Origin of the sequence: Shewanella eurypsychrophilus, from assembly GCF_007004545.3 — a bacterium.
Lineage (GTDB): Bacteria > Pseudomonadota > Gammaproteobacteria > Enterobacterales > Shewanellaceae > Shewanella > Shewanella eurypsychrophilus.
Map to the genome: position 1 here is coordinate 4,577,136 of NZ_CP045503.2, position 25,341 is coordinate 4,602,476.

Here is a 25,341-nt window from a genome sequence, read left to right on the forward strand (position 1 = left end):
GTTCGAGTTATCACGATCAAAAAAGGAGAGCTAATGCTCTCCTTTAGTTTTCAGTAGCTGTTTACTAACAGTCTTCGGTCTCAACTATCACCACTGGCCCTGTTGCAGATTCCAAGTTGGTGTAGCGAATATGACAGTTAAAGCTTACTTTCTTTTGTGAAAGGTCTTCTGAGAAAAAGATATAGATCCTATTTAAGCCCGTCGACTTATCGATAAAGAAGGGGGCTGCGTCATTATCGGCTTCAATTGCAGTGAGCGAGACTGAGTCTATCTCTAACCAAGCTTGCACTTGCTCATTGAGCTTATCAAAACTATCAGTCCCCTCAACCGAAGGATGACCGTTAAAAAGTGGTACAGCAACGCCATTAATCTCAATCTGACCATCACCCGTTTCTTGACCTTCTATTGCAGCCTTACTGTGTACCAGATCTAGGCCGCTCTCCATCGCGCCAGCTATGCTCTCGAGCACAGCAGCTTTTGAGTCGCTAGTCAGACTGATAAATTTAGGCGCAGCCACTACCGCTAATATCCCTAGGATAATAATCACTACAACTAACTCGATAAGCGTAAAGCCAGCCGTTCTAGTTTTTTTACTACTCATACAAACTTCTTAACCTCAAGTAATCACTTAGCCGATTAACAGCCAAAAATGTTACAGCCACTCGGCTAGCATATTCTGTACTACAGGCGCGACATTGATACCTATCATCCAATCTGGACCGAATGAATCGGCCTGATCGACATAGTAGTTTACTTCTACGGCAAACTTCCATGGACGACCATTAAGCTTTACGGTTTTGCCAACGGCAAAGTTTACAGGAATGGTTGCGCCTCCCACTTCATGATCGTATGTCATAATGGGCGATGTTGCCACGCTCCAGCCGCCTCCCGGCAGGTAGACGCCAAACAGTTGTAGCGTCGAGAGACTAATATCTTTCTCGCCAGAGCCAGCCACACTCCACTGATGATTAAAGAAACCACCAGCCACATAACTGTCACTCACCTTGCCTAGTTGAAGACCTGGGCCTAAGGTCCACTTATCGGCGCCCAGTTTATCCTCTGTCGCCGTTGGCAAAGTGGACGTTGCGCCATAAGACCAAAGAAAACCATTCTCCTCAGTATCACCATATTGCAGATCGATAGTGATATCACCAAAGCCAGTCTCACTGGAAAAAGGAGACTCGGAATCGTTGCCACTCAGCGTTGGAGAGCTAATTAACAGCGGCAGAGCAGGCCTGACATAAAGAGTATTATCATTGGCCATAGGAAAGGGTAGCGTCGGCTGGAACATAATTGTAGTGCCAGATTGCTCAGAAGCATGATCAAGGCTGCCGGTGTAGGTTCGATACTGGGTCTTAAATTTAAGGCTAGTAAGCGGCGTATTTGGATTCGCCAGCTCTCTAGCAAGTTCAGCGTTCGACTTGCCTTCATAATCAGCAGCTAACGCTGAAAAACTAACAAGGGAAATGGATAATAATGCGATCAGTCTGCTCAACACAGTCTCCTACAGCCAGATAGCTCTGACAATGTCTGCTTTTGTTATTATTCCGCTATCTTACAGAAAAAGCACACATTTTTACAACTAACTGCTCACCATTTGCCAACAAGCGAATATTTACCTGTAAGTTAACCTTAGGTATTAAGACTCTCGACTTAAGGCTTCACCTAATGGTTCAAAATAGCCGATAAGCGCATTGAAGATCTGATTGCGATGTTCAAGTTCAGGGTAACCGCCTGCATCAGCAAGTTTTGAGTCTAAGGTTTCATTAACAAGATAGGTATTACTGATCTCGGGATGTGATTCGATACACGCCTCGAATGCACGCGCCATCAGCTCAGTAGGCTTTGAAAAGTATTGCCGGCCATATTGCTTATCCAAGGCTACCGCTCGGTCGACATATTCATGACTATCTTGACCATCTGGGGTCAAAAATGTTGTCGCAAAAACCAGTTCTAATCGCTGATTTAATGGGTGTTTAATACTCGGAACATCTGTAAGCCAGCAGTTAGAAGCAAAAGCAGTTCCTCCCGAACGTTCACGAGTTTTAAATGCTTTAGCGGCGATGTAATGATCATAAGCATGCCAAAACTCATGTGCCAGAGCCCCTGCTCCTGCATTCTTGGCAAGAGCCAGTTCACGTCCCGCTGGCATATAATGGGCCTGAACGCCTTGCTGACCTCCACTACCAAAAGCCAGGTTAAGGGTTTGTCTGAGCCCGATAGCGATGGGAGGAAGTTTCAAAATAAATGCCAGATCAGCAAGTGAGTCAAAAATAAGATTAGCCGCCTTGTGCTTCTCGTCTTCTTCCACCCAACTCCCCAAGCGAATGTGATTTAGGCCGAAGGTCTCTTTAATATCATGAAAACTCACCTGCTCTCCGAAACGATAATCGGGGCCAACTCGCCTGTACGTTTTACGCTTTAACACTCACTATTCCATTCGCTGTAATTAGCCACATTATACCTTATTAGTCTAAACCTCATATCAATTGATATGAGTGCTGCATTCTTTTGGGGTACGCCGTTCAGTAAACATTCAGGCCATTAACGCTATTATCTAGCCGAACTTATAGAGCGAAATGAAAAGGAAGATATTGATGAGATTAGTCACATTATGGTTAGCTATAATCGTTATGAGTACTGTTGTAGTAGCCTTGTCAGGCACTATTCACTGGCCAATGCTAGCCACTATGTTCACCGCTATGAGTATTTCCTTATTCATCATGGTTAATATTGGCAAGGTTGCCGATAAACACTTTGTTGGCCTCTGCTCACCTAAGTGAGCTCGCTTTAAAGCAGTCCTTTCAGCTTGTATTTACAAATTGGCAGACTGAACATTAACAGTGTGCACCGCAGCAAAGGCTTTGGCATAGTTATCTGAACCTAGATGATTGCTTAAAATAGTAATATTAATCAGCAGTCCATCACTGACCAAAGCCCCTGCCGTGACATAAGCATACTCGCCCTTAGTGAGCTTTTTTCGGCTAGCAATGACGGGATCAACATAATTGGTCAGCCTCACTTTTCCATCAAGAAACAGCGGAGTCAGTTCATGGCTATTCAATTTTGAATCGCGACTGAACATATACTTCATGTCCGTTTCTAACATCACCCTATCTAGCAATCCCGTCTGACTAAATTCCCTAGAGTCGATCTTAATAAACGTCATTAAAAGAGTCATATCACTGCCCGAGTATGGCTTAACCCTAAGGGTTGAGGCATCACCGGATGGTGAGTGATTAATTCGGCTTTTCCAGCTTTTTGGCACACCTACGAGATACACTTTACTCTGATGAAGCACTGAAATAACTTGAACCTGATTATCTTGCACTCGGGCATTTTGCTCTTTTACAACAATAACATCTGACTGTGATGCCTCGGGGCAAGGCATATCTTGATAGCCCACTTTGCCGCTGTCTGAAACACATTTATTAATCGCTAAACTGGGCAAACTCAATAGTAAACTAGTCAATAAAACTGCTATAGATACTAGAGTTAGCCTTTGATTGCTCTGATTTATACTGAATAACATCAAATCGCCCTCCTTCCCTGTTGGTTAAAGGTTAAGAAACAAATGATAATTAAACGAATTAAATATGTAACAGGATCTCTCGCTGAGTAATATAGAGCCTGTCACCACACTCTCGTCATCGCTACTCATAAAAATATGACCAGCTTAAGTCATCGACACTCCAATCTCAGCTATCAAAAAAAGGGGATTTCAGGCATAATATTGCGCATAAAAAGCTTGTAAATGCTTGTCGTAACGCTTAGGAACCCCACAATGACGCAGATCACCCTACTTACACCCGATGATTGGCACCTTCACTTCCGTGATGGTGATATGTTGCAAGAAACTGTCCCGGCTACCGCCAGACTTTTCCAACGTGCCATCGTCATGCCTAACCTGCTACCACCAATCACTGATGCAAAATTGGTTAACGCCTATCGCGAACGTATTTTGGCTGCGCGTCCACAAGGTTCTACTTTTGAGCCTTTAATGACCATCTTCCTAACTAACGACACGACAGAGCAAGATATCCTCGACGCCAAAGCGGCTGGCGTTGTTGCGGCTAAGCTCTACCCAGCTGGCGCGACCACTAACTCGGATGCTGCAGTAAAAGCACTCGATAGCCTGTTTCCTATCTTTGAAAAGATGGCAGAGATCGGCATGTTATTACTGGTTCACGGTGAAGTCACCGAGTCACATATCGATATTTTCGACCGTGAAGCCATTTTCATTGAGCGTAATCTGACTCGCATCGTCGATGCTTTCCCAAGCCTTAAAGTGGTATTTGAACATATCACCACTAAAGAAGCCGCAGAGTTTGTTGCCAGTGCTTCTGACAATGTGGCCGCAACGATCACGCCACAGCATCTACTGCTAAACCGTAACGATCTGCTCGTTGGCGGCGTACGTCCACATAACTTCTGTCTACCAGTGCTTAAGCGTAATACTCACCAAGAAGCATTGCGCGCTGCAGTGGCTACTGGTTCTAGCAAGTTCTTCTTAGGTACAGATTCTGCGCCACATGAGAAGCATCGTAAAGAATCGGCTTGTGGTTGCGCAGGTTGTTACAGCGCTTGGAGTGCACTCGAGCTTTATGCACAAGTATTTGATGACCTAGGGGTTATCGACAAGCTTGAAGGTTTTGCCAGTACTCACGGCCCTGACTTCTACGGCCTACCAAGAAACACCAGCACTGTGACATTAGTAAAGGAAACTTGGACGGTACCGAGCGAGATTATCTTGCCAAACGGCAGTCCAATCGTGCCTTTCTTCGCTGGCGAAGAGGTAAATTGGAAAGTGAAAGCTTAGCGCTAAAGCTAAACCTCTATGAATAACTCGTTTTAAAACGCCCGCATTTTGTGGGCGTTTTTATATGCTGATGAAAAACTATCAACTACCTGTAATAAATAATCCTCTGCGGCCAGTAATAAAAAGTTACCTACAGCTTTCACAAACTCCACTTCCAAGACCACTGTCTAGTTTCAATTCACCATGCCCAGAACCGACATTAACAGCAGAGTTAGTATTGAACTCAGGAGCATACTGAAACTCATACTCTGACTCCGATAGGCTCGCCCCTTCGTGATGACTACAATCATGATGGCTCACAGTGGTAATAGAAAAAACAAAGACAATGAAAAAGAGAAAATTACCAAATAACAGATAAGGTAAATTACCACGGGTTTTAATGGCAATGACGATCCCCCCCAGGACATTTACCACTAAGACAAACAACATCATATTTATCACTATGCTGGCGCTTTCGATAATATGAAAATAGTGAAAAATGGAAAACAACACACTCGCACATGTACAAAATGCCGGAATAAAGATCAGCAACCAAGCCAAGTTTTTCAAGAGAGACCTCAGAGGTAAATGATAACTAACTCATACTGAGTGCTTTGCTAACAAATGGTTCAACTTGTATCGGTTAAGCTTAAAATAAACTTAACAGCCTTTGAGCTAGATCACATGCCATTCAATACTTAAGCAAATACCAATCGGTATAAAGCACTCACAAAAAAGCCTGCTCTTGCAGGCTTCTCATTAGCTATCGGTATCTAACAACAATCAGAGGCCTCTAGCCTTCACCCACGTCAGTTTTGCATTGAAGCAGTATCGCCTGAAAATGGCCACCTAGGTCTTGGCTAGCATACTCTTTTCCGGTCTGCGCCATCAGCTGTAGACTCTCTAGCCCCTTCTCTAATCCTTGTTGATCGATCAAGGTTTTCGCATAGGCTGCTGCATCGGCGCCCTTCTGTAAAAGACTGCTCACCTGCTCAAAACTGATCTCTTGCTCCATCAATGACTCAATGCTGGCTAACAGTTCAGAGACTTTAGCTGACTCGACTAAAGCCCCTTCCACTTGTACAAGGTCAGCAAAGGGGTCGTCACTTAATTGCTGCGCAACACAGGCTGATACACTGCCAACTTGCGCACTCTTGGCGACCGCATCAATTCCCCGTGTTCTAATTTGCTCTACAACCTCTTTAAGTTGCTGATCTTTATCGAGCCAAGCCTGCTCAAGCCGTTGCTTGTCATCAGACTCAAAAAATCCACAGCCCGATAAGCTAGTGATTAACGCAAGGGCTACGAGGTGACGAGCAGTTATCATCTGTTAACTTCCTTCATGTATGGAGTTCATTGGCATCCTAATGATAACAAGGTTATCAATTGAGCCTTAAGTGAAATTTAATTCACTTAAGGGGAAAGAAGGGAAGGTGACGAGGAGCTAGGAATGAAGACGGAATGAGGGGGGCAAGAAAGTAACGAGTCTTGAGTAAAAAAAGGGCAAAGACAGTTGCGAAGAAATCCATAAGCAGAGACAAACTAGATTCCGGCCTACAAATACACCACAATGACTGCAATGAGCTAGATTCCGGCCAACAAGCATACCGGAATGACAGCAATGAACTAGATTCCAGCCTAAAAGCACTCCGGAATGACAGAAATGAGCTAGATTCCAGCCTAAAAGCATACCGGAATGACGAAGTCGGTCATGCTGAACTCGTTTCAGCATCCAGCTTTTAGCTTTTAAATCCTAGAGCCTAGAGCCTAGAGCCTAGAGCCTAGAGCCTAGAGCCTAGAGCCTAGAGCCTAGAGCCTAGAGCCTAGAGCCTAGAGCCTAGAGCCTAGAGCCTAGAGCCTAGAGCCTAGAGCCTAGAGCCTAGCAATCTATAACTCGAGACTCGTAGCTGAAAGTCACTTCCCCTCAACAACTTAAATTAATTCTATTTCTGCCATCGGCCTTGGCGCGATAGAGTGCAGTATCAGCCGCGCACAACAGGGCTGTGCCCGTCCTGAACTGACCATTAACTTCGGCCGCGATTCCTTGACTGACACTCACAGTAACGCTTTCATCTAAGCCCAAGTCCGTGTACTTGAGCCCATTGATCTCCAGTTGAATATACTCGGCCATCAGCTGCGCTTGCTTAGCATCGAATCCCGGCAGGATCAGGGCAAACTCCTCACCGCCATACCTTGCTGCCACACAATCATCCGATGGCAGTGAATGTGCAATCACATTGGCAATTTTCTGCAGGCAATAATCCCCCTGAACGTGGCCATACTTATCGTTAAACTGCTTAAAATGGTCGATATCAATAATCACCACGCTAATAGGCCTAGAAGATATGGTACATGCCTGCCACTGGGACCGCAGAGACGCATCGAAGACTCTTCGGTTGGCCAATTTAGTCAAGCAATCTGTCGATGCCCATTGATAGAGCTGCCTATATTCAGCCTTATGCTTAGTGAGATCTCGGATAACGATGGCAAATAGCGGCGTGCTTAATCCTAAATAGCTAATTGAAAACTCAACATCTAGACTATCGCCTTGCTCTAATGTCAGAGAAGCTTCAATAGGCGTATGTTCAAGCTGGCACTGGTTTATAAGTTGTTCATCGAGCATCTGCTGGTAACGTGTCTTTTGTGGCTCCTTTAAATATTCTTGCCAACACTGGCCTAAAATATCGGTAGATTTAACGCCTCGTCCAGCAGACAGTAGATCAACGGCTTTACTGCTTATCATCTGTATCGTACCCATTGCATCAACCACTAACACCGCTTCCATCAGCTGTTGCACCAATAAATTCAATGCACTCCGATAGCAATCATCAAACAACAGATCGTCACTCGCCGTAGCAAATGGTGACGGCATAGGCAGAGATGATAAAGCAGCTTGTTCAGGTATTGTTTGCGCTAAACAATCTTGCGATGAAAAAGCCATTACTTGAGCTTCAGATATATCAACATTATCTTGTTGAACATTCGCTCTTGCCTGCCTCATAAACTGATGAAATTCATCAGCAGGTGAGGTGAACTTGTCCTCTAACCTAGGCTTAGCATCTGGGCTGTCAGCTCTAGAAACAGTGCCTGAGTCTACGGGACAAATATCCGAAAACGATCGCTGCCTATTGTCTTCATAGGGCTTAGGAGGGAGTGTTAACATTAGAGTATCCTTACCAGAATTTACTAACCCGACGCTTCAAGTGCATCAATATGGTAGATACTTTACCTAATTACTTCCCTGGGAACCTTTCGGTAACCTTCTAATTTAAACTGCTGTTATATAACAAGATTTACCTCTTCACAGAGAGCCGCATTTAGCATGTCCCAAGAAGATACAAGCGCCTCCCTAAATAGAGCCACCCATAATAAATCAACAATAAGACAGTAACCCTTGTTTAAAGTAGAAGTGAGGCATAGGAGTAACAGAGGGACACTCGCCCTTTTAAAAAGAGCGAGTAAATATTGAGCCATACCGCTGAGTTAATGGATATCACGCTCCGTCTCTTTCTTCTGTTTTGCATTGCTCACGCACTCCTTTGCATCCTTAACATGTCCATTGGCATTGCCACAAACATCAGCATACCACTGTACCCTGACGCCTCTTATCGCCGTATGTTGCGGACCGGCATGACCATTCCAGGTCGCTTCGAGTTGAGCCTTACTAATAGCATTAAAACCACCAAAACCTTGGCCGCCACCTCTGGCCGAGACGTAAGTGCTGGTCAACGCAATGACCACAGCTACCAATAGATACCGTTTGCTTATAAGACTGCTCATGAGAATCTTCATTATTGTATCCTTATAGATCGTTGGCGCCATAAGAGGACGCCCACTCTTCGAAGGTAGGGTATCGCCCGCCTTCTGTGCCCGCAGCCCAAATGGGATAGGAGCATGCCCTACCACAGGTAACCGGAGCACATTTTCCTCAAACATTGAGGCTTAGCCGTACTGATAGTGACAGTTAAATAGAAAGCCTGAGGGTTAGGTTTATTACACTTAGTTTCATTCAATTTGTAACAAAAAGAGTTAGCAGTAATGGTGCAATAGCATATTGAGCGAGGCTTGAACGCGGCGGTGATATTTTCAGTAAATAGAGCCACCCATAATAAATCATCAATTTGCCTAGTTAGTTATTCATTTTCGTCGTTCGATTGATTAATAAAATCAGTAGCCAGATTTTCGATACATTCTTATAGCTAAGATGCAGATTATTGCTCGAACTGAAAGGAAATGATGAATTTTAGGCAGGACTAGATAACCAAGGAGTTGGTTGCTCAGTTTACAGATATCAAAAGATTCGCTATCAGTTTACCTGAAGGTACTGACAACAATGTGAGAAGTGCCGTCGCCGTTTTTCAAGGTGGTCACAATAGCTGGTGAGCTCTTGCAGAGTACCCACTGGACCATGAAATAGTTTCCCAAAATCACTCGTGATTTTTATCCAGTTATCGCTAGAAATATTTAGCCTAGTTAATATCTTAGAAGTATTTTCAGAAATAGCCCCACGCTTATCTTGGCGAATGACCCTGCCGGTCTCATCTACCAACACAAGGTAGTCTTTTAAAGAAAAGCCGATCCCTTTAGATTGACTAAGCTGCTCATTACCCATAAAGGGCAAAAGTTTCGCAGGCTGCTCTCCATTTAAGGCAGCCTTGATTCTAAGCTGAATGCTTGTGAAATCAGAGCTCTCTGGGGTATTAACCATTTTTGCGCGGAGCGGATTAAGATCAACATAGGCCATGCAGGCTAAAATAGCGGTTTCATCAAGCAAAGCCTGACTTTTAAAGCGTCCCTCCCAAAATCTCCCAGTACACTTATCTTCTTTGTTAGCCATTCGTGCGATAGGTTCATTAAGACAGCGCATAAACCAAGATATATCACTAAAACGACTGCGATATAGGGCTATTGAATGCTTTAAGCTATTAATTTCAAAACTTTCAACCACTTCACCTTTAGCAAACTTTTGAGTAATGTCTGTCCCATTGAATATTTGATGCCAATGCTCAACGACGTCTCTGTCGGTCCAGTTATTAGACTCATAAATATCAACACTAAGCACTAGGTGCAGGTGATTAGACATCACTGCATAGGCTGCTACATCGATTGCAAACACACTGGCTAATGTCAGCAGTTGCGATTCAATCCAATCACGCCTGTGATCATAGTTTTTTCCAGTAAACTTATCATCTCCCATCAACATAGCGCGCCGGCAAACACGCGAGCAGCAGTGATACCAAGATGTGTCTTCAATACTAACTTGAGTTCTTCTTGGACGAGGCATAACAGCCCTCCTACTTTAACCAATAATTAAAGCTTAGTAGGAGAGCAAATGTTTAGCCATTTCGAATGGGTGGCTCTATTTAATGTTTGGGTCCTTCTAGGTCGCGGCATAACGACTCTCCTACTGTTACCAATAATTCAAGCTTAGTAGGAGAGCAAATGTTTAGCCATTTCGAATGGGTGGCTCTATTAATTTTTTATTTCGAATGGGTGGCTCTATTAATTTTTTGGTGGCTCTATTAATTTTTTCTTACATGTTGAAAGCGGCTACAACTTTGGAGAATTATTAATTTGTGGATCCTGCGATTTATAGCAAGCTCCATCTTTAGTGCAAAGAAGGAGGTTAAATCCGATTAGTCCATGTTTTTTATTTTTATTCTTAATAACTAACTTATCTCCAACCCCCTTAATTTTAACACTTTTAATGTCCTCAAGAATGCCATTGATATTGATAAGTTTAGCTTCGTATTCTTGAGTTTGCGGGAAGACTGCGCCAGCAAACATCAAACCAAATGTATTACTCTTATCGAATTTATATACGACTCTACATTCCTTCTCATGCACCTCTACCAGCTCAGGTGTAAAGCTAAATTTAAAGTCGGCTCCCTCTTTAACAACACTGACCATTACTTCGTGTGTATCTAACTCATTGCTACTTCCCATTTCTAACTCCTATTTATTAATGGATATAACTAAACACAATCCTCTCCCTAGCTAGTAACTTTTGCACACTTGGATAGAACTCTATCTCTCCTAAGCACCGCAAAGAGTCAGCAAAAGGAATCAAGTATTTAGCTGACTGATTAAACTTATTAATTTGAACTAAATTATTCTTTGAAATGTTACAGGACTCCCTCATTCCAACAAGATCATCAGCTTCTCTTTTTACTCTAGCATCTAACAATGAAATTTCAGCAAAGAGATATTTATATTCAAGAGCATTAGGAAAATCATTCATCAGGAGCCCTACCTCTTTATTAGCTAGCTCAATATGCACCATACTCTTTTGCCATAATGATGCTCTTTGATACAAATAAGCTGAATTTCTATGAAACAAAACGATAAATTCTCGAAATTGAGGGCTCAATTTTAATGGATCACTTTGCTTGCTTAATTCTAGCTCCAGAGAACTATGAAGATTAGTCAATTTAATCTCCCCACTATCATCATGAGGGAGTATGTGTAACATAAATAATTTGAGCTTAAGCAATTCTGTTTGCCACATTTGATTGCTAGGATCGACTTCTACCATACTAAGTAAAATGTTATAGCTTTTTACAGCACTATCACGAGCTTGATTATGCTTACCTACAGCTAAAAACTGTCTAGATAAAAAGTGATTACTTAATGCTAATATTTTTTGTAAATAAGCGTTGTTCTGATTGAACTCAAGGCTTTCTAACATATCTAAATTAGCTATATGAGTCTCTATACTAGCTTGTAACTCACCATTAGAAAGTTCTGCACTTGCGATCCAAGAACGAGTGTCGGCTACCTCAACTTTCAGGAGAATATTTTGAGGTTGTTTTTGAACAGCCAACAACTTAAGTCGCAATGATTCTTTAAATTCTCCCCTCGCATCTTTAAACTTTTGTTGCTCCATATAAAGCGAGCCCAAGGTATTATGGGCATAAGACAGTTCCATCAAGGCATCGGCATCATCAGGGGCTATACGATACATAGTTTGGCTATAGCTAAGATACCGTTCATACCAAGGCTGAGCAGCAGTCCAGTCACTTTTATCGTATTCCAACTGCCCTAGCCAAAACGCATTGGCTCCAGCGGTTTTTAGTAGCTCGAGGTTCTCAGATTGCTCGGCTAACAAGGCTTCGAGTTTAGTTTTTGCTCCTAGTAAGCCTGCGTTAGCTTCTTCTAGCTTGCCACGGGAATAAGCTACTTCACCTATGGCCTCTAAGGTCTGAGCGTGCTGAAAACGGGCTTCAAAGCTGTAGTTGCTGGCATCATGGGTATTCGATTCATCGCTGAAATACTCCAGCGCCTTATTACTGATGCCATCGAGCAGATCCATACGGCCGATACCGCGCAGCTTGTCGGCAAAATCTCCCACCATAAATCCAAGTAGGTTCTCTGCCGCGAGGCGCTTGTCTAATGCGCGCTGCTCGGCCTCGATACTGCGAAAACTCATCAACACAGATAGCATGGTGAGGGCGACGAGTGCACCTGTGGTCAGTCGTCGACGCCAACGACGGGAATTGACACGCTTTGCCGATGCCGAAATCAAGGCTTGCTCTGCGGATTCCAAAGTAAACAGTGGATTTTGAGAGAGAAGCTGCGCTTCCTGTAGCGGCTTACCTTCTGAAAGCAGATAAGCTTGGGTTTTAGACTCGGCTAACCAGCGACGGGATTGATTGAGTAGGCGACTCTTAATGCCTAAGCTTTCGCTGTGTGCTTCTATCCACTTGGTCGCTCTGGGCCAACGCCTGAGCAGAGCTTCGTGGGCAATACTGAAACAGGCTTCATCATTTTGCAGGTGGGAGACAAATAGACGGCTATCCACCATGGCTTTTACAAGGTTGGTTTCAGATTCTGAGCTAGAGCTTAGCTGTGACCAGCGCGCTGTGCGGCTGGTAATGGATTTATCATCCTCTTTTAGGGTAACTAACAGTGATAAAATCTTAGGCACAGCCGCTGTTTCTGCATCTGTCAGGCTAGTGAGTACCTCTTCGGCATTTTTACCTATCGCGCCCTCGAGCCCACCAAGTTTTTGATACTCTGAGACTAACAGCTGGTCTTTGTCATCTCTATTTAAGTACAGCGCTTGCAAGGTATATTGCAGCATTGGCAAGGCATCGGGGTTGGACGCGGCATCGGCGCAGAGCATCTCATCGAGCGGTACTGCGGTTTCACTGTCTAGCTGCCAGGTTAATTTGGCAGCGACAGCAGGCAAGCGGATCATCTGCAATAGCTCTTGGCGCGTAGGCGGTGACAAATCAAAATGTGCCCCCCGAGATTTACCTGACATCAAGTTAGGGTATTGCACTAGGTCTGGATAAAAATCATTGCGACAAGCAGATAAAATAAGAATATGACCAGATTGTGCCAGACACTCGATAACATCGAAAAATTCTTGTCTCTGCGCATCCGTAAACTGAGGTGAGGACAGTAGCACCTCTAATCTATCGACAAACAGCGTGAAAAAGGCATGCTGCGCCTTATGGCCTTTTAACGCTAATTTGCAGCATTGAATCGCCTTTTCTGGCGCTTCAGTGAGCGTATTTGCCAGCTGTTCTGCACTGTAACCATCGAATACAGGTTTATCCTGATACTCCCAATCCAACATGGCACTAGCCAGATCCACTAATGGCGGGTTATCAACCACATCGGCCAAGTCGATATCACTGTATGAGATAACCTCAATGCCATTGTATCCCTTGGCGGACATGAGGTTTGGCATCACACCCGCATTGATTAAAGAGGTTTTACCGCTACCGCTGGGGCCTAAAATAAGACAGAAAGCGCGGCCATATTTAACTTGCAGGGTAATACGATTCAGTAAGGTGGAGACTTGCTCACTGCGGCCAAAGAACACATCGGCATGCTCGGCACTATAAGCTTGTAAACCAGGAAAAGGTGAGCCAGATTGCCATTGTTGTGATTCGGCCGCTGCAGCATGACCTTTGGGAAAACTTATCTTAGCTAAGGTGCGGTAACCGCGTTTACGAATGGTTTCGATATATTGGGGTGAGGTCGCGCTATCGCCCAAGGCGCGGCGCAATTGATTGATGACTTTGTGCAGCGGATTGTCACCCATAAACATATCGGGCCAACAATGGCTGACTATCTCTTCGGTGCTCACCACATCACCGTCACGTTCACATAAGAGTGACAGCACATCCATCGCCTTAGGCTCAAGTTGTTTAACTTTGCTACCTAAACGCAGGGAGTTGGAGCTGGGCTCAATCTGCCAATCACCAAAATAAAATGTGCTAAAACTCATTCTTCTTTCTTCCAATCAAGAGAACGTAAACGAACCTACACCAGTACAGCAATTCACATATGTAGAGTAGAACTGTCCATTCGACTCAGGCTTAAGGCAAACAACACCAACATGAATTATTCTACGCACGAGCATGATGCATCATAAGTGCAACAAATTGCTACTTATTTACTACAACTTAGGATGTATTTTGCAAAGGAGCACAAAGGCTTGGGTTATATGCAGGCTAAATATAAATGCACAGTAAAAACAAACCACTAAGCAGGACAAGATATCTGCTCGATAGGGCTGGAAAACTAACAATGACCAGTTTGAACCACTATTAGCGCTAGGTAAGAGACAGTAAGGTATGCAGATACGAAAAGTTCATCAATACGCTTCTGTCATAAAACATATAGATGAAAAACTAAGTCCGCTAATGCGGACCTAGTATTTATAGAATTAGCCTTTATGAAGTACAACATAAAGGCTTAACGTTAAAAACTAAAACAGATAGCTATAGAGGTAACCGGCACCAATCGCCATACCTAATATCACCACTAAAAAGGCGGCAATCATCTGGTTCTTGAAGATAGACTTTAGCAAGATAACTTCAGTTAAACTCGCTCCAGCACTACCGATAATCAGCGCCATCACAGAGCCAAGAGCCATGCCTTTTTGTACTAGTGCAGCGCTGAGTGGGATCACGGCTTCGGCTCGGATATACAGAGGAATACCGATAATTGCAGCCACTGGGATCGCATACCACATGCCCTCACCGGCATACTTAGCAATAAGCTCTGTTGGGATAAAGCCATAGATAAATGCACCCACTGAGATACCTAACATCAGGTATGGGAACACCTGCTTAAAGTCTTTCCAGGTTGACCGCCAGATCCGCATCCAACGGCTCTCACTCTTTGGTGTTTTGCTCGCATTGCCAGAAGCACTACATGATGATGAAGCTGTTGCAGTAGCACCGCAGCCAGTTTCTACGGCAAGTGTGGGCGTAGCTAGCGAATCACAACATACAGCCTGAACAGGCTCTAGCACTTGTGACTGACTTGCTTGTGACTGAGTTGCGCAGCAAGTCGATTTAGTTTCAGCTTTTGCAGGGCTTGCCTGTTCATCACCACACGACGTGCCACAGCTTGATGCATCAGCCGCTTCATAGGCTTCTGGTCGTACATATCGCTCAAAACCAAGCTTTTCCAACACAAAGCCTGCTGTCACAGCAACCACTAGCGCCACAGTAAAGTAGAACACAGCCACTTTAATGCCGAAGGTCACCACAAACAGGCCGATAATAATCGGGTTTAGCAGTGGGCTCGAGAAGAGGAACACCATCATAGGGCCAAAACCCGCTCTCGCTCTAAGCAGCCCCTTCAAAAACGGGATGGTCGAGCATGAGCAAAATGGTGTGATAGCGCCCAAGAGTGCGGCAATCACGTAGCCTTTACCGTTACGTGAACTTAATATCGATTGGATCTTCTCAGGGGTAATAAACTCCTGCAGTACACCAACCAAGTAACTGATCACCAGAAACAGGATAATTAGTTCGGTTGCCAAGAAGGCGAACATGTTTGCGGCCTCTCGGGCCATGGCTAAAATTTCAGGACTCATAATAATTTCCACAATACTTAAAATATAAAATCGTTTTGAAATTTTCTCAGCTACCGAAATTCATATTCGGCATCTGCTTTGAAAAAAACATTTCGAAGAATGTGGAAATAATATACTCATAAAAAACCATGTCAACTATATTTCTAGAATATTCGAAATGAGTATTTGTGAATACCAGCTTTTAGAAGTGAAACCTAGTTATAATCAAGCACTAACACTGAACTAAAAATTTGATGCTTAGGGCTTTTGAATCGACGCTTGTTGATTAGGCTGTTTATTGGCCAGCTAATTTTGAGTAGACAGCTTTTGGGTAAACTACTTTTGAGTAGAAAGCTTAGGCGCACACTCTTCTTCGATGCAGCATTCATCTTGCAGAAAGCCGATCACTCCTTCGAGTTTTTCGAACTCAGCAACACAAAATAGGGTACGACCTTCACGCCTTTGTGACAATAAGCCCGCAGACACTAGACTAGAGATATGATGTGAAAGTGTTGAACCGGGGATCTGCAGTTGCTCTTGCAAGCTACCGACCGCTACGCCTTGAAATCCCGCCCGCACCACTCGCTTAAAAATGGTTAATCGTGTTGTATGGCCTAGCTCTTTTAATGCCTTGGCGACCACTTCGATATCCATCATGTTTCTACTCCCTCACCCTGCTAACTTTAATCAAACCACAACTAAACAAAAGTATTTCGATTTTAGCAGAAATATTAATGACAAAACAAGACTAGCGCTAACAGTGACAGATATGAAAAAGCCCACTTATCTCAAAGCGGGCTTTATTGAATTTAACGGCTAACTAGCAACAGGCCGCCTTGGAAGAGTCCCCCTTACAGCAAGCGTCATCTTTGTGGCTAGTACATTGACAGGTGCAGCCATCCGAATCACAACGTTCACATACGCAGGTACATTTGCACTCATCAGACTTACAATTACAGGTGCACTTTCCGTCGCCACTGGCCTCATCAGGCGTGCAGGTGCAATCACACTGACTTTTACAACAAGTATTTTCGCTATCGGCACAACACTGGGTATCAGAAGGGCAGCAAGATGCCACGTCACCCACTGTGCTACAACAAGTACTCTCTGTAACACAGCACACGCTTTTACTATTAGTGCAACATGGTTGAGTTTTATCGCTCATACATTCTCCGGGTAAAATAGTCGGTGCAACAGGCACCTTTATGACTCATATACCTGAAAAGACGAATGCTTTAAAAAAAGGATGCAAAAGCTTTAACTATTTTAAGAGAAAATGATGAAATTTAGATACTGACCATCTTGCTACTAGCATTCAGACTAGCACTTACCACAAGATTTTTTAGGCGGAAGAAAATCATCAACTTTGCCCTTGGCATTAATCACAGGAGCACAACAAGTCACTAAGCTGGCAGCCAACAACTCTCTACCTCTCAGCACTCGAGACTTCACAGCTGGAAGGCTCAAGTTAAGTCGCTCGGCAACCGCTTTTTGCTTCATCCCCTCTATTTCGCTAAGCAGGAGCACATCTCGATACTTCTCATCTAAGGTCATCACCATAGGTTTCATACACACGCTCATCTCAGAAAAAGCACTCTCTTCCCTTGACTCAGCGATAAGGTCTTGGGGTAATTCCTCATTAGGGCGACGGGTGCGGTAATAATCTATGATGGCATTTTTAGTCACTTGATAAAGCCAAGCAATGGGAGAGTCCGGTGCATCAGTCTGCTGTAATAGCTTAATAAAAACGGCACTGAGAATATCTTGCGCATCCTCTTTATGGCTGATTTTACGATTGATAAATGCCAATAACTCACTCTGGTATTGCGAAAACGCCTGCGCCGCAACTTGCTGCATGAAAACTCCTAACAACGACTAAAGCTCTTGTCTAAAAGAGCAAGGATTCTAGCCTAAATGAACGACTATTTTTAGAGTAGACGAACAACAACTCAAAAGGATGCAAAATTGTCTACAAAAGTAATAAAAGAAGTGACATGAGCAATCCAGACCTGTCAATGCGATAGATTTAATGCAAAAGACAAGTGCGCCTTTTGGCGCTGGAATATGCCAATAAGTAAATAATTTACACTCCAGATAAACTAAAAGGTTTCAACAATTAAACCCGCGTCAACTATTATGACGTAGGGAGGCGCAGGTCAAGCTATTACTATTTTATTTGCTATATCCTCCACATAAGAAAAATTGAAATATAATTTACAGAACTAAGTCGATACATTCCTGTCTATTTGCGCAATCACATGCATCTCTACAGCAAGGCTTACTTTACATATGCTAAACAGGATCCCTTCCATGATTGAAAACAAAAAGCGCCTACTGATCCCTGGTGTTGCTCTCGGCATTCTGGCCCTTATCTTAGCTGTGCTATTAAAGCCTGCTCCTCCTGTGGTCAGTGAGCACAGTAATGCAAGACTCGTTGATATAGTGTCGCTAAATAAAATGACAATAGCACCGAAAGTCACTGGTTTTGGAAGAGTTTCTCCTAAGCATATTTGGCAAGGTGTCGCTCAGGTCAGCGGTAAGCTTACCTATCGAAACCCGCAACTAGAAAGCGGTCGTTTACTTCCCAAAGGGACACTACTGCTTACGATAGACCCCCTCGAGTATCAACTCAAGCTTGCCCAAGCTCAGGCTAATATCAGTGCGACCAAAGCTAAATTAAGCCGCAGTACTCAGGAGGAGCTCAATCTAAAGATGAGCTTAGAGATTGAGGACCAAAAACTACTACTGGTCGATCAAGAATATCAAAGAAAGCAGACGCTGAAAAAACGTAACTTGGTCTCAAGCTCAGATGTCGAGGGACAAAAGCAGGCGCTTTTGGTACAGCGAAAACTGGTACAAGATCTACAGAGTTCACTCAGACTTCTACCAGAAGACCGCTTGGTAACCGAAGCCCAGCTTCAAGTTGATATTGCACAAGAGCAAGATGCACAGCGCCATCTGGATAATACCCGAGTGATCTTGCCCTATGATGCACGTATTGCTGAGGTCAATATCGAAGTCGATCAAGTAGTCACAACCGGTGAAATGATGCTAGCAGCCCATAGGCTAGGTAAGGTTGAGATAAAAGCTGAGCTGTCACTCACGGACATGAGCATACTGATGCGCAGTATTGGCCGAGTCACCACCAGCGACAAGCTGCCAAATATCGAGCGGCTCTCTCTGCAAGCCAATATTAGGCTGAACGCGTCGGGACTTAACTTTGACTGGCCAGGAAGTGTCACTCGCGTCTCTGAAACTGTCGACCCTGAACAGGCTACTGTGGGTGTTTATGTTGAAGTGGACCAAGGGGTTAAACAGTTAAAACTGCCTCTAAAACCACCATTAACTAATGGAATGTTTGTCTCAACCACCATTGAAGGTGCTGGTTCAGAGCAGTTTGTGGTGACAGAAAAAGCCCTTCATGGCGATAAGATCTATCTGATGACCAAGGAAAATGCCTTAAAAATTGTTGCCGTAGAGGTGCTGTTCAGACGTGACGAAATGGTCGCTGTTGCGGGTGATATACATCAAGGCGATCGATTAATTCTCAATGATCTGATCCCTGCGGTTGCCGGTATGGCCTTAATCACACCTGAGCAGCTAACCGCCACCGCTGTGGAGAATGCCAAGTGATAGAATATTTCACTCGTCACCCCACTATTGCCAATCTGATGATGCTCACCCTGCTATTGATGGGGATCACCAGCGTTGGCCAGATAAAACGTGAAACCTTTCCTGAATTTGCTCCCCCTTATATCACTGCATCAGTGGTCTACCCTGGGGCATCTCCTTTGGAAGTTGAGGAGAGTCTCTGCCTAAGAATGGAAGACGCTGTCGATGGGCTCGATAATGTTGAAGAGGTAAAATGTGATGCCCAGGAGGGAATAGGCACACTGACACTGAAGATGACCTCAGAAGCCGATATGGGCCGTAGCTTGGTCGATGTTCAGACTCAGATTAATGCAATCAAAGACTTTCCAGCTCAGATTGAACCTCCCATAGTTAAGGAGTTAGATTGGGCCGAACGTGTGGTTGATATCGCCATTTCAGCCGATGCCAGCATGCCAGATCTGAAAGCCTATGCCGAAGATCTAAAACGCCGTTTAAAAATTGATTATGGTGTAGGTTTAGTCGAAGTATCTGGTTTCTCAGCTCATCAAATTCGTATTGAGCTTAACCAAGTCGATATGAGACGCATGGGGCTCACCGCAGGTGATATCGCCGATAAAGTGGGTCGACAGAACGTAAAAATGCCAGCGGGTAATATTGAGCTTAAAGATAAAAACCTGCTGATACGATTCGATGAACGTAAAGTCACACCAACAGAACTCGCCTCAACTATTATCTCGTCTAACAGTAATGGCAGCCAGGTCAGGCTCGGTGATATCGCGACCATCACCGACCGCTTTGCTCTGGATGAGGAGAAGATCAGCTTCGACGGTACCAGCGCAGCCATATTAAACATCAAGAAAAACAAGGCCGAAGATGCCTTAAGAATTAAGGACCGCGTAAAGGCTTTTGTTGAAGCTGAACGCTTAGTCGCGCCACTAGGGGTAACGCTAACCTTAACCAATGATATGTCTTCTCTGCTAAAAGACAGGCTCAACATGATGCTGAGCAATGGCGCTCAAGGTATCGTTTTGGTCTTCTTTACCATGTGGTTATTTTTCTCCCTAAGATACTCATTTTGGGTGTCTGCCGGTCTTCCTGTCGCCTTTATGGGCGGCTTATTCCTGATGAGCCTGTTTGGCGTTTCTATCAATATCATGAGTCTAGTCGGTTTATTGATGGCGATTGGCATCATGATGGATGATGCCATCGTCATTGCTGAGTCGATTGCGGCCCATGTTGATAAAGGGCTGCCTCCCCACAAGGCTGTGTCCGAAGGGGTAAAAAAGGTCGCGCCTGGGGTCATCTCCTCTTTTATCACTACCGTACTCATTTTCGGTAATCTACTTTTCCTCGATGGCCAGATGGGCGCGGTACTCGCAGCAGTGCCAACTGTGCTTATCATGGTGCTTATTATCAGCCTGGTAGAAGCGTTTTTAATTCTACCCAACCACCTTAATCACTCCCTGTCTAAACACCATAAGGAGCGCGAAGCACTGCAATTTAAACAGAAGTTTCTCGCCCGTTTTGATCATTTTAAAAACAATGAGTTAGTCCGCGCTGTCAGCTTCACCGTTAAGTGGCGCTACGCCACGGTCGGCATCACCTTCGGTGTTTTGCTTCTCTCCATTGCGCTGCTGGTCGGCGGTATGGTTAAATTTGTGCCCTTCCCTGAACTCGATGGTAATGTTGCCGAAGCCAGATTGATATTGCCTCCAGGTTCTAGCTTAAGTGAGACGCAAAAGCTGGTCGATGAACTGATTGAAACAGCGAAACAAACCGCTGAGCAGTTTACCCAAGACAATGATGAGCCAGCGCCTCTGCTCAATCATGTTACCGCACGATTTAACTTTAATGCCGATGCGGGCGAATCCGGCCCTCACGTTGCAACAGTGCGGTTAGATCTGCTCACAGCCGAAGTGCGCAACTCATTAATCGAAGAGTTTATCAGTGCATGGCGTAACAATATGGGCAAGCATGCCGCGCCTTTGTCAATGGTATTTACTCAACCTCAAATGGGCCCAGGTGGACGAGATATTGAGATCCGCCTGCAAAGTGATGATATCGACTCCCTTAAGATGGCATCGGTTGAGCTGCAAAGCTATCTGGGTGAGTTTGCAGGGGTCAATGGCATCATGGATGATATGCGCCCCGGTAAAGAGGAGATATTGGTCAGCCTTAAGCCCGGTGCTGAGACCTATGGCGTCGATGGCCAGACGATTGCTAACCAGCTTCGAAGCGCCTTTTATGGTCAAACTGCCGATGAGATCCAAGTAGGCCCTGAAAATATCAAGATTGAGGTGAGGCTTAACATGCGGGAGGCGGGCGATCTTCAAGCTCTGTCCAACTTCCCCATCATGTTAGCCGATGGCAAACAGTTACCTTTATCAGCCATTGCTAACCTCTCCTTTGAGCGCTCTTTTGTGCGGATTCAGCGTATAGATAGCCTGAGAACCGTTACTGTGTTTGGCCAAGTTGATAATCGCACTGCTAATGGCAATGAGATCTTGGCTAAGACCAATAACGAGTTTCTGCCTAAGCTGGCACAAGATTATCCTAATCTGCGCATCAACTTCGAGGGCTCAGCCAAAGAGAGTGCTAAAACTGGCTCATCGATGGCGCAAGGATTTATCATCGGCATGTTTGGTCTATTCGCCATCCTAAGCTTTCAGTTCCGCAGTTATATCGAGCCATTTGTGGTCATGTTAGCGATCCCTCTGGCGTTAATTGGGGTGATCTGGGGACACTATCTACTGGGTTATAGCATGTCTATGCCCTCGGTCATGGGCTTTGTCTCCTTGGCGGGCATAGTGGTGAATGATTCGATACTGCTGGTGCAATATATACGGCACCATATCAATGAGGGCGACAGCGTACATGAAGCTGTGGTCAATGCCAGTAGAGAGCGGTTTAGGGCGGTATTTTTAACTTCGCTCACTACGGCTGCGGGTCTGCTGCCACTGCTATTAGAGACCAGTTTACAAGCACAGGTCGTCAAACCCCTGGTTATCTCAATCGTGTTTGGTATTTTCGCATCTACGCTACTGGTACTGTTCGCCATTCCTTGTGCTTACGCCATCTTGGCCGACTTTGGCTTGATACGTAAGCATCAAGAGTTAAGGGATGAAGAAGCTGTGACGGGCTAGGAAGCGAGGAAGCGAGGAAGCGAGGAAGCGAGGAAGCGAGGAAGCGAGGAAGCGAGGAAGCGAGGAAGCGAGGAAGCGAGGAAGCGAGGAAGCGAGGAAGCGAGGAAGCGAGGGCGGCTGAAGAGCGCCTTCGAGTACGCAGCAAAGCTGCTTCGAGGAACGAGGAAGGAACTTCGTTCCTTCGAGAATGTCCTTGATTCGCAGCTAAAGCAGCTCCTACATAAAAAATTGAGATACGGGAAGCTCATTTGTAGGACCGGCTTTAGCCGGGAGAATCATGCCCCTGCATAAAAGCTAAAAAATATAAAACTCATACTCACTACGGAGCGCTGCGCTACACGAAGATCACGGAGGTAAAGATAATAACTAGCTTTGTCTTTCTTCGTGTTCTCTGGACGATATCCATATCTACAAGCCAGATCGCAATCCTTTGCTCTCGTTCGTAAGATTATGACTCGCGTCATACTCACCCTCGTGGTGAATCGTTTTTGCTTCGCAGCCTTTATTCGCAGCTAAAGCAGCTCCTACATACTTTCCTCGCAGCGGAGCTGATCTCGTAGCTCGTAGCTAAAAACCTTGGCTCGATGGTATAATAATCCTTTAACTCTCGACACAAAGACAGACACCATGGCAAGAACCGCTGCAGCATTACATATTTTGGTCAAGCACAAAGAACAAGCCGAAGACATCATCAAGCAACTTCAAAAAGGTGCCAAATTTGATGTGCTAGCCAAGAAGCACTCTAACTGCCCGTCAGGCAAGAAAGGCGGCAGCTTAGGCGAGTTCAAGAAAGGCTCGATGGTACCGCCATTCGATAAGGTCTGCTTTACCGGTGAGTTGATAACCCCGCACCTAGTTAAGACCAAGTTCGGTTGGCATGTGATCAAGGTTTTATACAGGACTTAAAAGAGAGAACGTCGCTGCGCGACTGCGAGAGCGACCTTCGGTCTTCGAGTCCGTGACTTCGTCACTACGAGTTCGCAACTCCGTTGCTTCGAGAAAGCGAGAAAGCGAGAACAAGCTTTTGCTCTTTCCTCGCAGCCAACTTGTTGGCGCTCTCGTAGTGAGCTTGCAAACGTTCTCGTCACTCGAAGCTTTAGGAGAAAGAGCGTCGCTGCGTGACTGTGAGTACCATCTTCAAGCCAAAAAAAAGGGCGACACTGAGTATCGCCCTTTTTTTATCAGATTAAGAAGCTAGCTTAATTTTCTGACTCAGCTTCAGGCTTTGCTGCACCTTTACGCTTTAGATGGGCCAAGATAAGGCCAATCAGAGAAACTATAGCCACCCCGATACCGACAGGTTGGCTCAGAGATTGAGGCAAACCGAGTCCAATACCAGCTGTCATAATGTAAGAGACTGTGATACTCGTCCCTATGATTGCGGGTAAACTCACGATCCAATGGAAGGTGCCTCTATCAAACAAATACTTAGTCGCTAACCAGAGTACACTGGTTGAAAGCAGCATATTGGAGAAGGCAAAGTAGCGCCAAATAAGCGTGAAATCGATTTTAGTCATAAAGTAGGCGATGACTAAAATAGGCACAGCCACTAGCAAGCGATTTCGAATACTTTGAGGGATCTTAAAAGCATCGATAACCGTTAAGCGTAATGATCTAAAGGCCGTATCCCCTGATGTGATAGGGAAGATAGCCACAGCGATAATTGCCATAATACCACCAGCAACACCTAGGTAAGTGGTAGCGACTTGGTTAACCACCATGCCCGGCCCACCTTGATCAAGCAGTTCTTTTAGCTCGATGTAGCCACCTGGGAAGGCCGCGATACCCGCCATTGCCCATACACAAGCAACAATACCTTCAGACATCATAGCGCCGTAGTAAACGGGACGAACATACTTCTCGTTAGTCAGGCAGCGTGCCATGATTGGTGCTTGAGTCGAGTGGAAACCACTGATAGCACCACAGGTAATGGTCACAAATAGCAATGGCCATACGGGCAAGCCATCAGGATTTGGCGCCAACAGGTCATTGTTGTAATGACTATGGTCAAAGTAGGCAAAAATATCTCCCATCTCAGGCAGCTGAGGCGCACTGACCATCAAGGCAACCGCGATAGACACTGTCATCACTATCATCAACAGACCAAAGAGTGGATACAACTTGGTGATGATTTTATCGATTGGCAGCATAGTTGCGAAGAAGTAGTAGGCTAAAATCGCCAACACCCAGAAGGTGTTATTCGCAAAGATGGTGCCTTCAAAGTAATCTAAGTTACTCAACAAGCCCGCTGGGCTCATGATGAAGACTACGCCAACAAAAAACAGCAGCATGGCGGTGAAAACCAGCATCACGCCTTTAAAGTAGACATTGAAATAGTGCCCAGCGATCTCAGGTAAACTCTTACCATCCTCTTTGATGCTCAACACACCAGAGAAGTAATCGTGAACGGCGCCACCTATGATGTTACCCAGCACAATCCAAACCAGCGCAATAGGGCCATACAAGGCGCCAAGGATTGGACCGAATATTGGGCCAACACCGGCAACGTTTAGAAACTGAATAAGGTAAGCTTTAACCGGATGAACTTTGACATAGTCAACACCATCTTCGAAGCGAGCTTGTGGGGTTTTCGCATTGGGATCGATTCCCGCCTGACGTTCTACAAAGGGACTGTAAAACTTGTAGGCGAGTACCAAGAGCGCAATACAGATAAAGAATATTAGCATTTTTATTATCATCCATACTTTTATAGGGTAAATACATGGTACAAGTTCGGTTACGAGTGTCTGCCAGTTGAGACACTAGGTCAAGTTACAATATGTTATACCAAGGTCGGGCTTGAAGTAGGCTACACCTTAGTGCAGGTGGGGTTCTGAGCAATTGTAAATACTTTAAAACATCGTAGCCGTTATACCTTTTCACACCTAAAAACAACAAAGGCGCAAACCTAGCGCCTTTGATTATTTACGATTAACATTAACAGCAAAATAATCTCGACTGAGTAA

Annotated in this window: 20 protein-coding genes; 5 read left to right on the top strand and 15 right to left on the bottom strand. The window is 44.8% G+C overall.

The window, feature by feature from the left end:
- Positions 1 to 64 precede the first annotated feature (64 nt).
- The 3 genes from FM038_RS19575 to FM038_RS19585 form a co-directional block, all read right to left on the bottom strand.
- Positions 65 to 601, bottom strand: a complete 537-nt coding sequence (locus FM038_RS19575; RefSeq protein ID WP_142871589.1) for a type II secretion system protein — start codon at positions 599 to 601, stop codon at positions 65 to 67.
- 51 nt (positions 602 to 652) lie between these two features.
- Positions 653 to 1,495, bottom strand: a complete 843-nt coding sequence (locus tag FM038_RS19580) for a transporter (protein WP_142871588.1) — start codon at positions 1,493 to 1,495, stop codon at positions 653 to 655.
- Between the two features lie 144 nt (positions 1,496 to 1,639).
- Positions 1,640 to 2,428 carry a CLCA_X family protein gene (locus tag FM038_RS19585; RefSeq protein WP_142871587.1) on the bottom strand — a complete coding sequence of 263 codons (789 nt, stop codon included), beginning with the start codon at positions 2,426 to 2,428 and terminating at the stop codon, positions 1,640 to 1,642.
- A gap of 169 nt (positions 2,429 to 2,597) precedes the next feature.
- Between FM038_RS19585 and FM038_RS19590 the strand changes: the two genes are divergently transcribed.
- Complete coding sequence (locus tag FM038_RS19590) at positions 2,598 to 2,783, top strand: hypothetical protein (protein ID WP_142871586.1); 186 nt, start codon at positions 2,598 to 2,600, stop codon at positions 2,781 to 2,783.
- A gap of 32 nt (positions 2,784 to 2,815) precedes the next feature.
- Here the strand turns inward: FM038_RS19590 and FM038_RS19595 are convergent, their stop codons facing one another.
- Positions 2,816 to 3,532 (bottom strand): hypothetical protein, encoded by a 717-nt coding sequence (locus tag FM038_RS19595; RefSeq protein WP_223292914.1) that lies wholly within the window; start codon positions 3,530 to 3,532, stop codon positions 2,816 to 2,818.
- 252 nt (positions 3,533 to 3,784) lie between these two features.
- Between FM038_RS19595 and pyrC the strand changes: the two genes are divergently transcribed.
- Complete coding sequence (gene pyrC / locus FM038_RS19600) at positions 3,785 to 4,819, top strand: dihydroorotase (protein ID WP_142871584.1); 1,035 nt, start codon at positions 3,785 to 3,787, stop codon at positions 4,817 to 4,819.
- A 126-nt stretch (positions 4,820 to 4,945) separates the two neighbouring features.
- Here the strand turns inward: pyrC and FM038_RS19605 are convergent, their stop codons facing one another.
- From FM038_RS19605 to FM038_RS19650, 10 genes are all read right to left on the bottom strand, one after another.
- Positions 4,946 to 5,251: a hypothetical protein gene (locus FM038_RS19605; protein ID WP_142871583.1), complete on the bottom strand. Its 306-nt coding sequence runs from the start codon at positions 5,249 to 5,251 to the stop codon at positions 4,946 to 4,948.
- 340 nt (positions 5,252 to 5,591) lie between these two features.
- A complete protein-coding gene (locus FM038_RS19610) occupies positions 5,592 to 6,125 on the bottom strand; it encodes a hypothetical protein (protein WP_142871582.1) in 534 nt (177 codons plus the stop codon).
- Between the two features lie 597 nt (positions 6,126 to 6,722).
- On the bottom strand, positions 6,723 to 7,961 hold the full coding sequence (locus FM038_RS19615; protein WP_142871581.1) for a sensor domain-containing diguanylate cyclase: 1,239 nt from the start codon (positions 7,959 to 7,961) through the stop codon (positions 6,723 to 6,725).
- Between the two features lie 320 nt (positions 7,962 to 8,281).
- On the bottom strand, positions 8,282 to 8,590 hold the full coding sequence (locus FM038_RS19620) for a hypothetical protein (RefSeq protein WP_223292915.1): 309 nt from the start codon (positions 8,588 to 8,590) through the stop codon (positions 8,282 to 8,284).
- A gap of 514 nt (positions 8,591 to 9,104) precedes the next feature.
- Positions 9,105 to 10,082: a transposase gene (locus FM038_RS19625; RefSeq protein WP_142871580.1), complete on the bottom strand. Its 978-nt coding sequence runs from the start codon at positions 10,080 to 10,082 to the stop codon at positions 9,105 to 9,107.
- Positions 10,083 to 10,348: 266 nt separating this feature from the next.
- A complete protein-coding gene (locus FM038_RS19630) occupies positions 10,349 to 10,744 on the bottom strand; it encodes a DP-EP family protein (RefSeq protein ID WP_142871579.1) in 396 nt (131 codons plus the stop codon).
- Positions 10,745 to 10,760: 16 nt separating this feature from the next.
- Entirely contained in the window at positions 10,761 to 14,039 is a 3,279-nt protein-coding gene (locus tag FM038_RS19635) for an nSTAND1 domain-containing NTPase (RefSeq protein WP_142871578.1), read from the bottom strand.
- A 483-nt stretch (positions 14,040 to 14,522) separates the two neighbouring features.
- Positions 14,523 to 15,641: a permease gene (locus FM038_RS19640; RefSeq protein WP_142871577.1), complete on the bottom strand. Its 1,119-nt coding sequence runs from the start codon at positions 15,639 to 15,641 to the stop codon at positions 14,523 to 14,525.
- A gap of 315 nt (positions 15,642 to 15,956) precedes the next feature.
- A complete protein-coding gene (locus FM038_RS19645; RefSeq protein WP_142871685.1) occupies positions 15,957 to 16,274 on the bottom strand; it encodes an ArsR/SmtB family transcription factor in 318 nt (105 codons plus the stop codon).
- Positions 16,275 to 16,940: 666 nt separating this feature from the next.
- Complete coding sequence (locus tag FM038_RS19650; protein WP_142871576.1) at positions 16,941 to 17,477, bottom strand: sigma-70 family RNA polymerase sigma factor; 537 nt, start codon at positions 17,475 to 17,477, stop codon at positions 16,941 to 16,943.
- Positions 17,478 to 17,930: 453 nt separating this feature from the next.
- Here FM038_RS19650 and FM038_RS19655 point away from each other — a divergent pair, with 453 nt between their 5' ends.
- The 3 genes from FM038_RS19655 to FM038_RS19665 all read left to right on the top strand — a co-directional run bounded on the left by FM038_RS19655 (position 17,931) and on the right by FM038_RS19665 (position 23,281).
- Entirely contained in the window at positions 17,931 to 19,253 is a 1,323-nt protein-coding gene (locus FM038_RS19655) for an efflux RND transporter periplasmic adaptor subunit (RefSeq protein ID WP_142871575.1), read from the top strand.
- Entirely contained in the window at positions 19,250 to 22,375 is a 3,126-nt protein-coding gene (locus tag FM038_RS19660) for an efflux RND transporter permease subunit (protein WP_142871574.1), read from the top strand. Before FM038_RS19655 ends, FM038_RS19660 begins: the two co-directional genes overlap by 4 nt.
- A 627-nt stretch (positions 22,376 to 23,002) precedes the next feature.
- Positions 23,003 to 23,281 carry a peptidylprolyl isomerase gene (locus FM038_RS19665; RefSeq protein WP_142871573.1) on the top strand — a complete coding sequence of 93 codons (279 nt, stop codon included), beginning with the start codon at positions 23,003 to 23,005 and terminating at the stop codon, positions 23,279 to 23,281.
- Between the two features lie 293 nt (positions 23,282 to 23,574).
- Here the strand turns inward: FM038_RS19665 and FM038_RS19670 are convergent, their stop codons facing one another.
- On the bottom strand, positions 23,575 to 25,062 hold the full coding sequence (locus FM038_RS19670; protein ID WP_142871572.1) for a carbon starvation CstA family protein: 1,488 nt from the start codon (positions 25,060 to 25,062) through the stop codon (positions 23,575 to 23,577).
- Positions 25,063 to 25,341 lie beyond the last annotated feature (279 nt).

What these genes read in the sequence shown, in the direction of transcription:
- FM038_RS19575 (WP_142871589.1), bottom strand. Translation starts at nt 601, where the DNA reads ATGAGTAGTAAAAAAACTAGAACGGCTGGCTTTACGCTTATCGAGTTA.
- FM038_RS19590 (WP_142871586.1), top strand. Translation starts at nt 2,598, where the DNA reads ATGAGATTAGTCACATTATGGTTAGCTATAATCGTTATGAGTACTGTT.
- FM038_RS19595 (WP_223292914.1), bottom strand. Translation starts at nt 3,532, where the DNA reads ATGTTATTCAGTATAAATCAGAGCAATCAAAGGCTAACTCTAGTATCT.
- pyrC (WP_142871584.1), top strand. Translation starts at nt 3,785, where the DNA reads ATGACGCAGATCACCCTACTTACACCCGATGATTGGCACCTTCACTTC.
- FM038_RS19605 (WP_142871583.1), bottom strand. Translation starts at nt 5,251, where the DNA reads ATGATGTTGTTTGTCTTAGTGGTAAATGTCCTGGGGGGGATCGTCATT.
- FM038_RS19610 (WP_142871582.1), bottom strand. Translation starts at nt 6,125, where the DNA reads ATGATAACTGCTCGTCACCTCGTAGCCCTTGCGTTAATCACTAGCTTA.
- FM038_RS19615 (WP_142871581.1), bottom strand. Translation starts at nt 7,961, where the DNA reads ATGTTAACACTCCCTCCTAAGCCCTATGAAGACAATAGGCAGCGATCG.
- FM038_RS19620 (WP_223292915.1), bottom strand. Translation starts at nt 8,590, where the DNA reads ATGAAGATTCTCATGAGCAGTCTTATAAGCAAACGGTATCTATTGGTA.
- FM038_RS19625 (WP_142871580.1), bottom strand. Translation starts at nt 10,082, where the DNA reads ATGCCTCGTCCAAGAAGAACTCAAGTTAGTATTGAAGACACATCTTGG.
- FM038_RS19630 (WP_142871579.1), bottom strand. Translation starts at nt 10,744, where the DNA reads ATGGGAAGTAGCAATGAGTTAGATACACACGAAGTAATGGTCAGTGTT.
- FM038_RS19635 (WP_142871578.1), bottom strand. Translation starts at nt 14,039, where the DNA reads ATGAGTTTTAGCACATTTTATTTTGGTGATTGGCAGATTGAGCCCAGC.
- FM038_RS19640 (WP_142871577.1), bottom strand. Translation starts at nt 15,641, where the DNA reads ATGAGTCCTGAAATTTTAGCCATGGCCCGAGAGGCCGCAAACATGTTC.
- FM038_RS19645 (WP_142871685.1), bottom strand. Translation starts at nt 16,274, where the DNA reads ATGGATATCGAAGTGGTCGCCAAGGCATTAAAAGAGCTAGGCCATACA.
- FM038_RS19650 (WP_142871576.1), bottom strand. Translation starts at nt 17,477, where the DNA reads ATGCAGCAAGTTGCGGCGCAGGCGTTTTCGCAATACCAGAGTGAGTTA.
- FM038_RS19655 (WP_142871575.1), top strand. Translation starts at nt 17,931, where the DNA reads ATGATTGAAAACAAAAAGCGCCTACTGATCCCTGGTGTTGCTCTCGGC.
- FM038_RS19665 (WP_142871573.1), top strand. Translation starts at nt 23,003, where the DNA reads ATGGCAAGAACCGCTGCAGCATTACATATTTTGGTCAAGCACAAAGAA.
- FM038_RS19670 (WP_142871572.1), bottom strand. Translation starts at nt 25,062, where the DNA reads ATGCTAATATTCTTTATCTGTATTGCGCTCTTGGTACTCGCCTACAAG.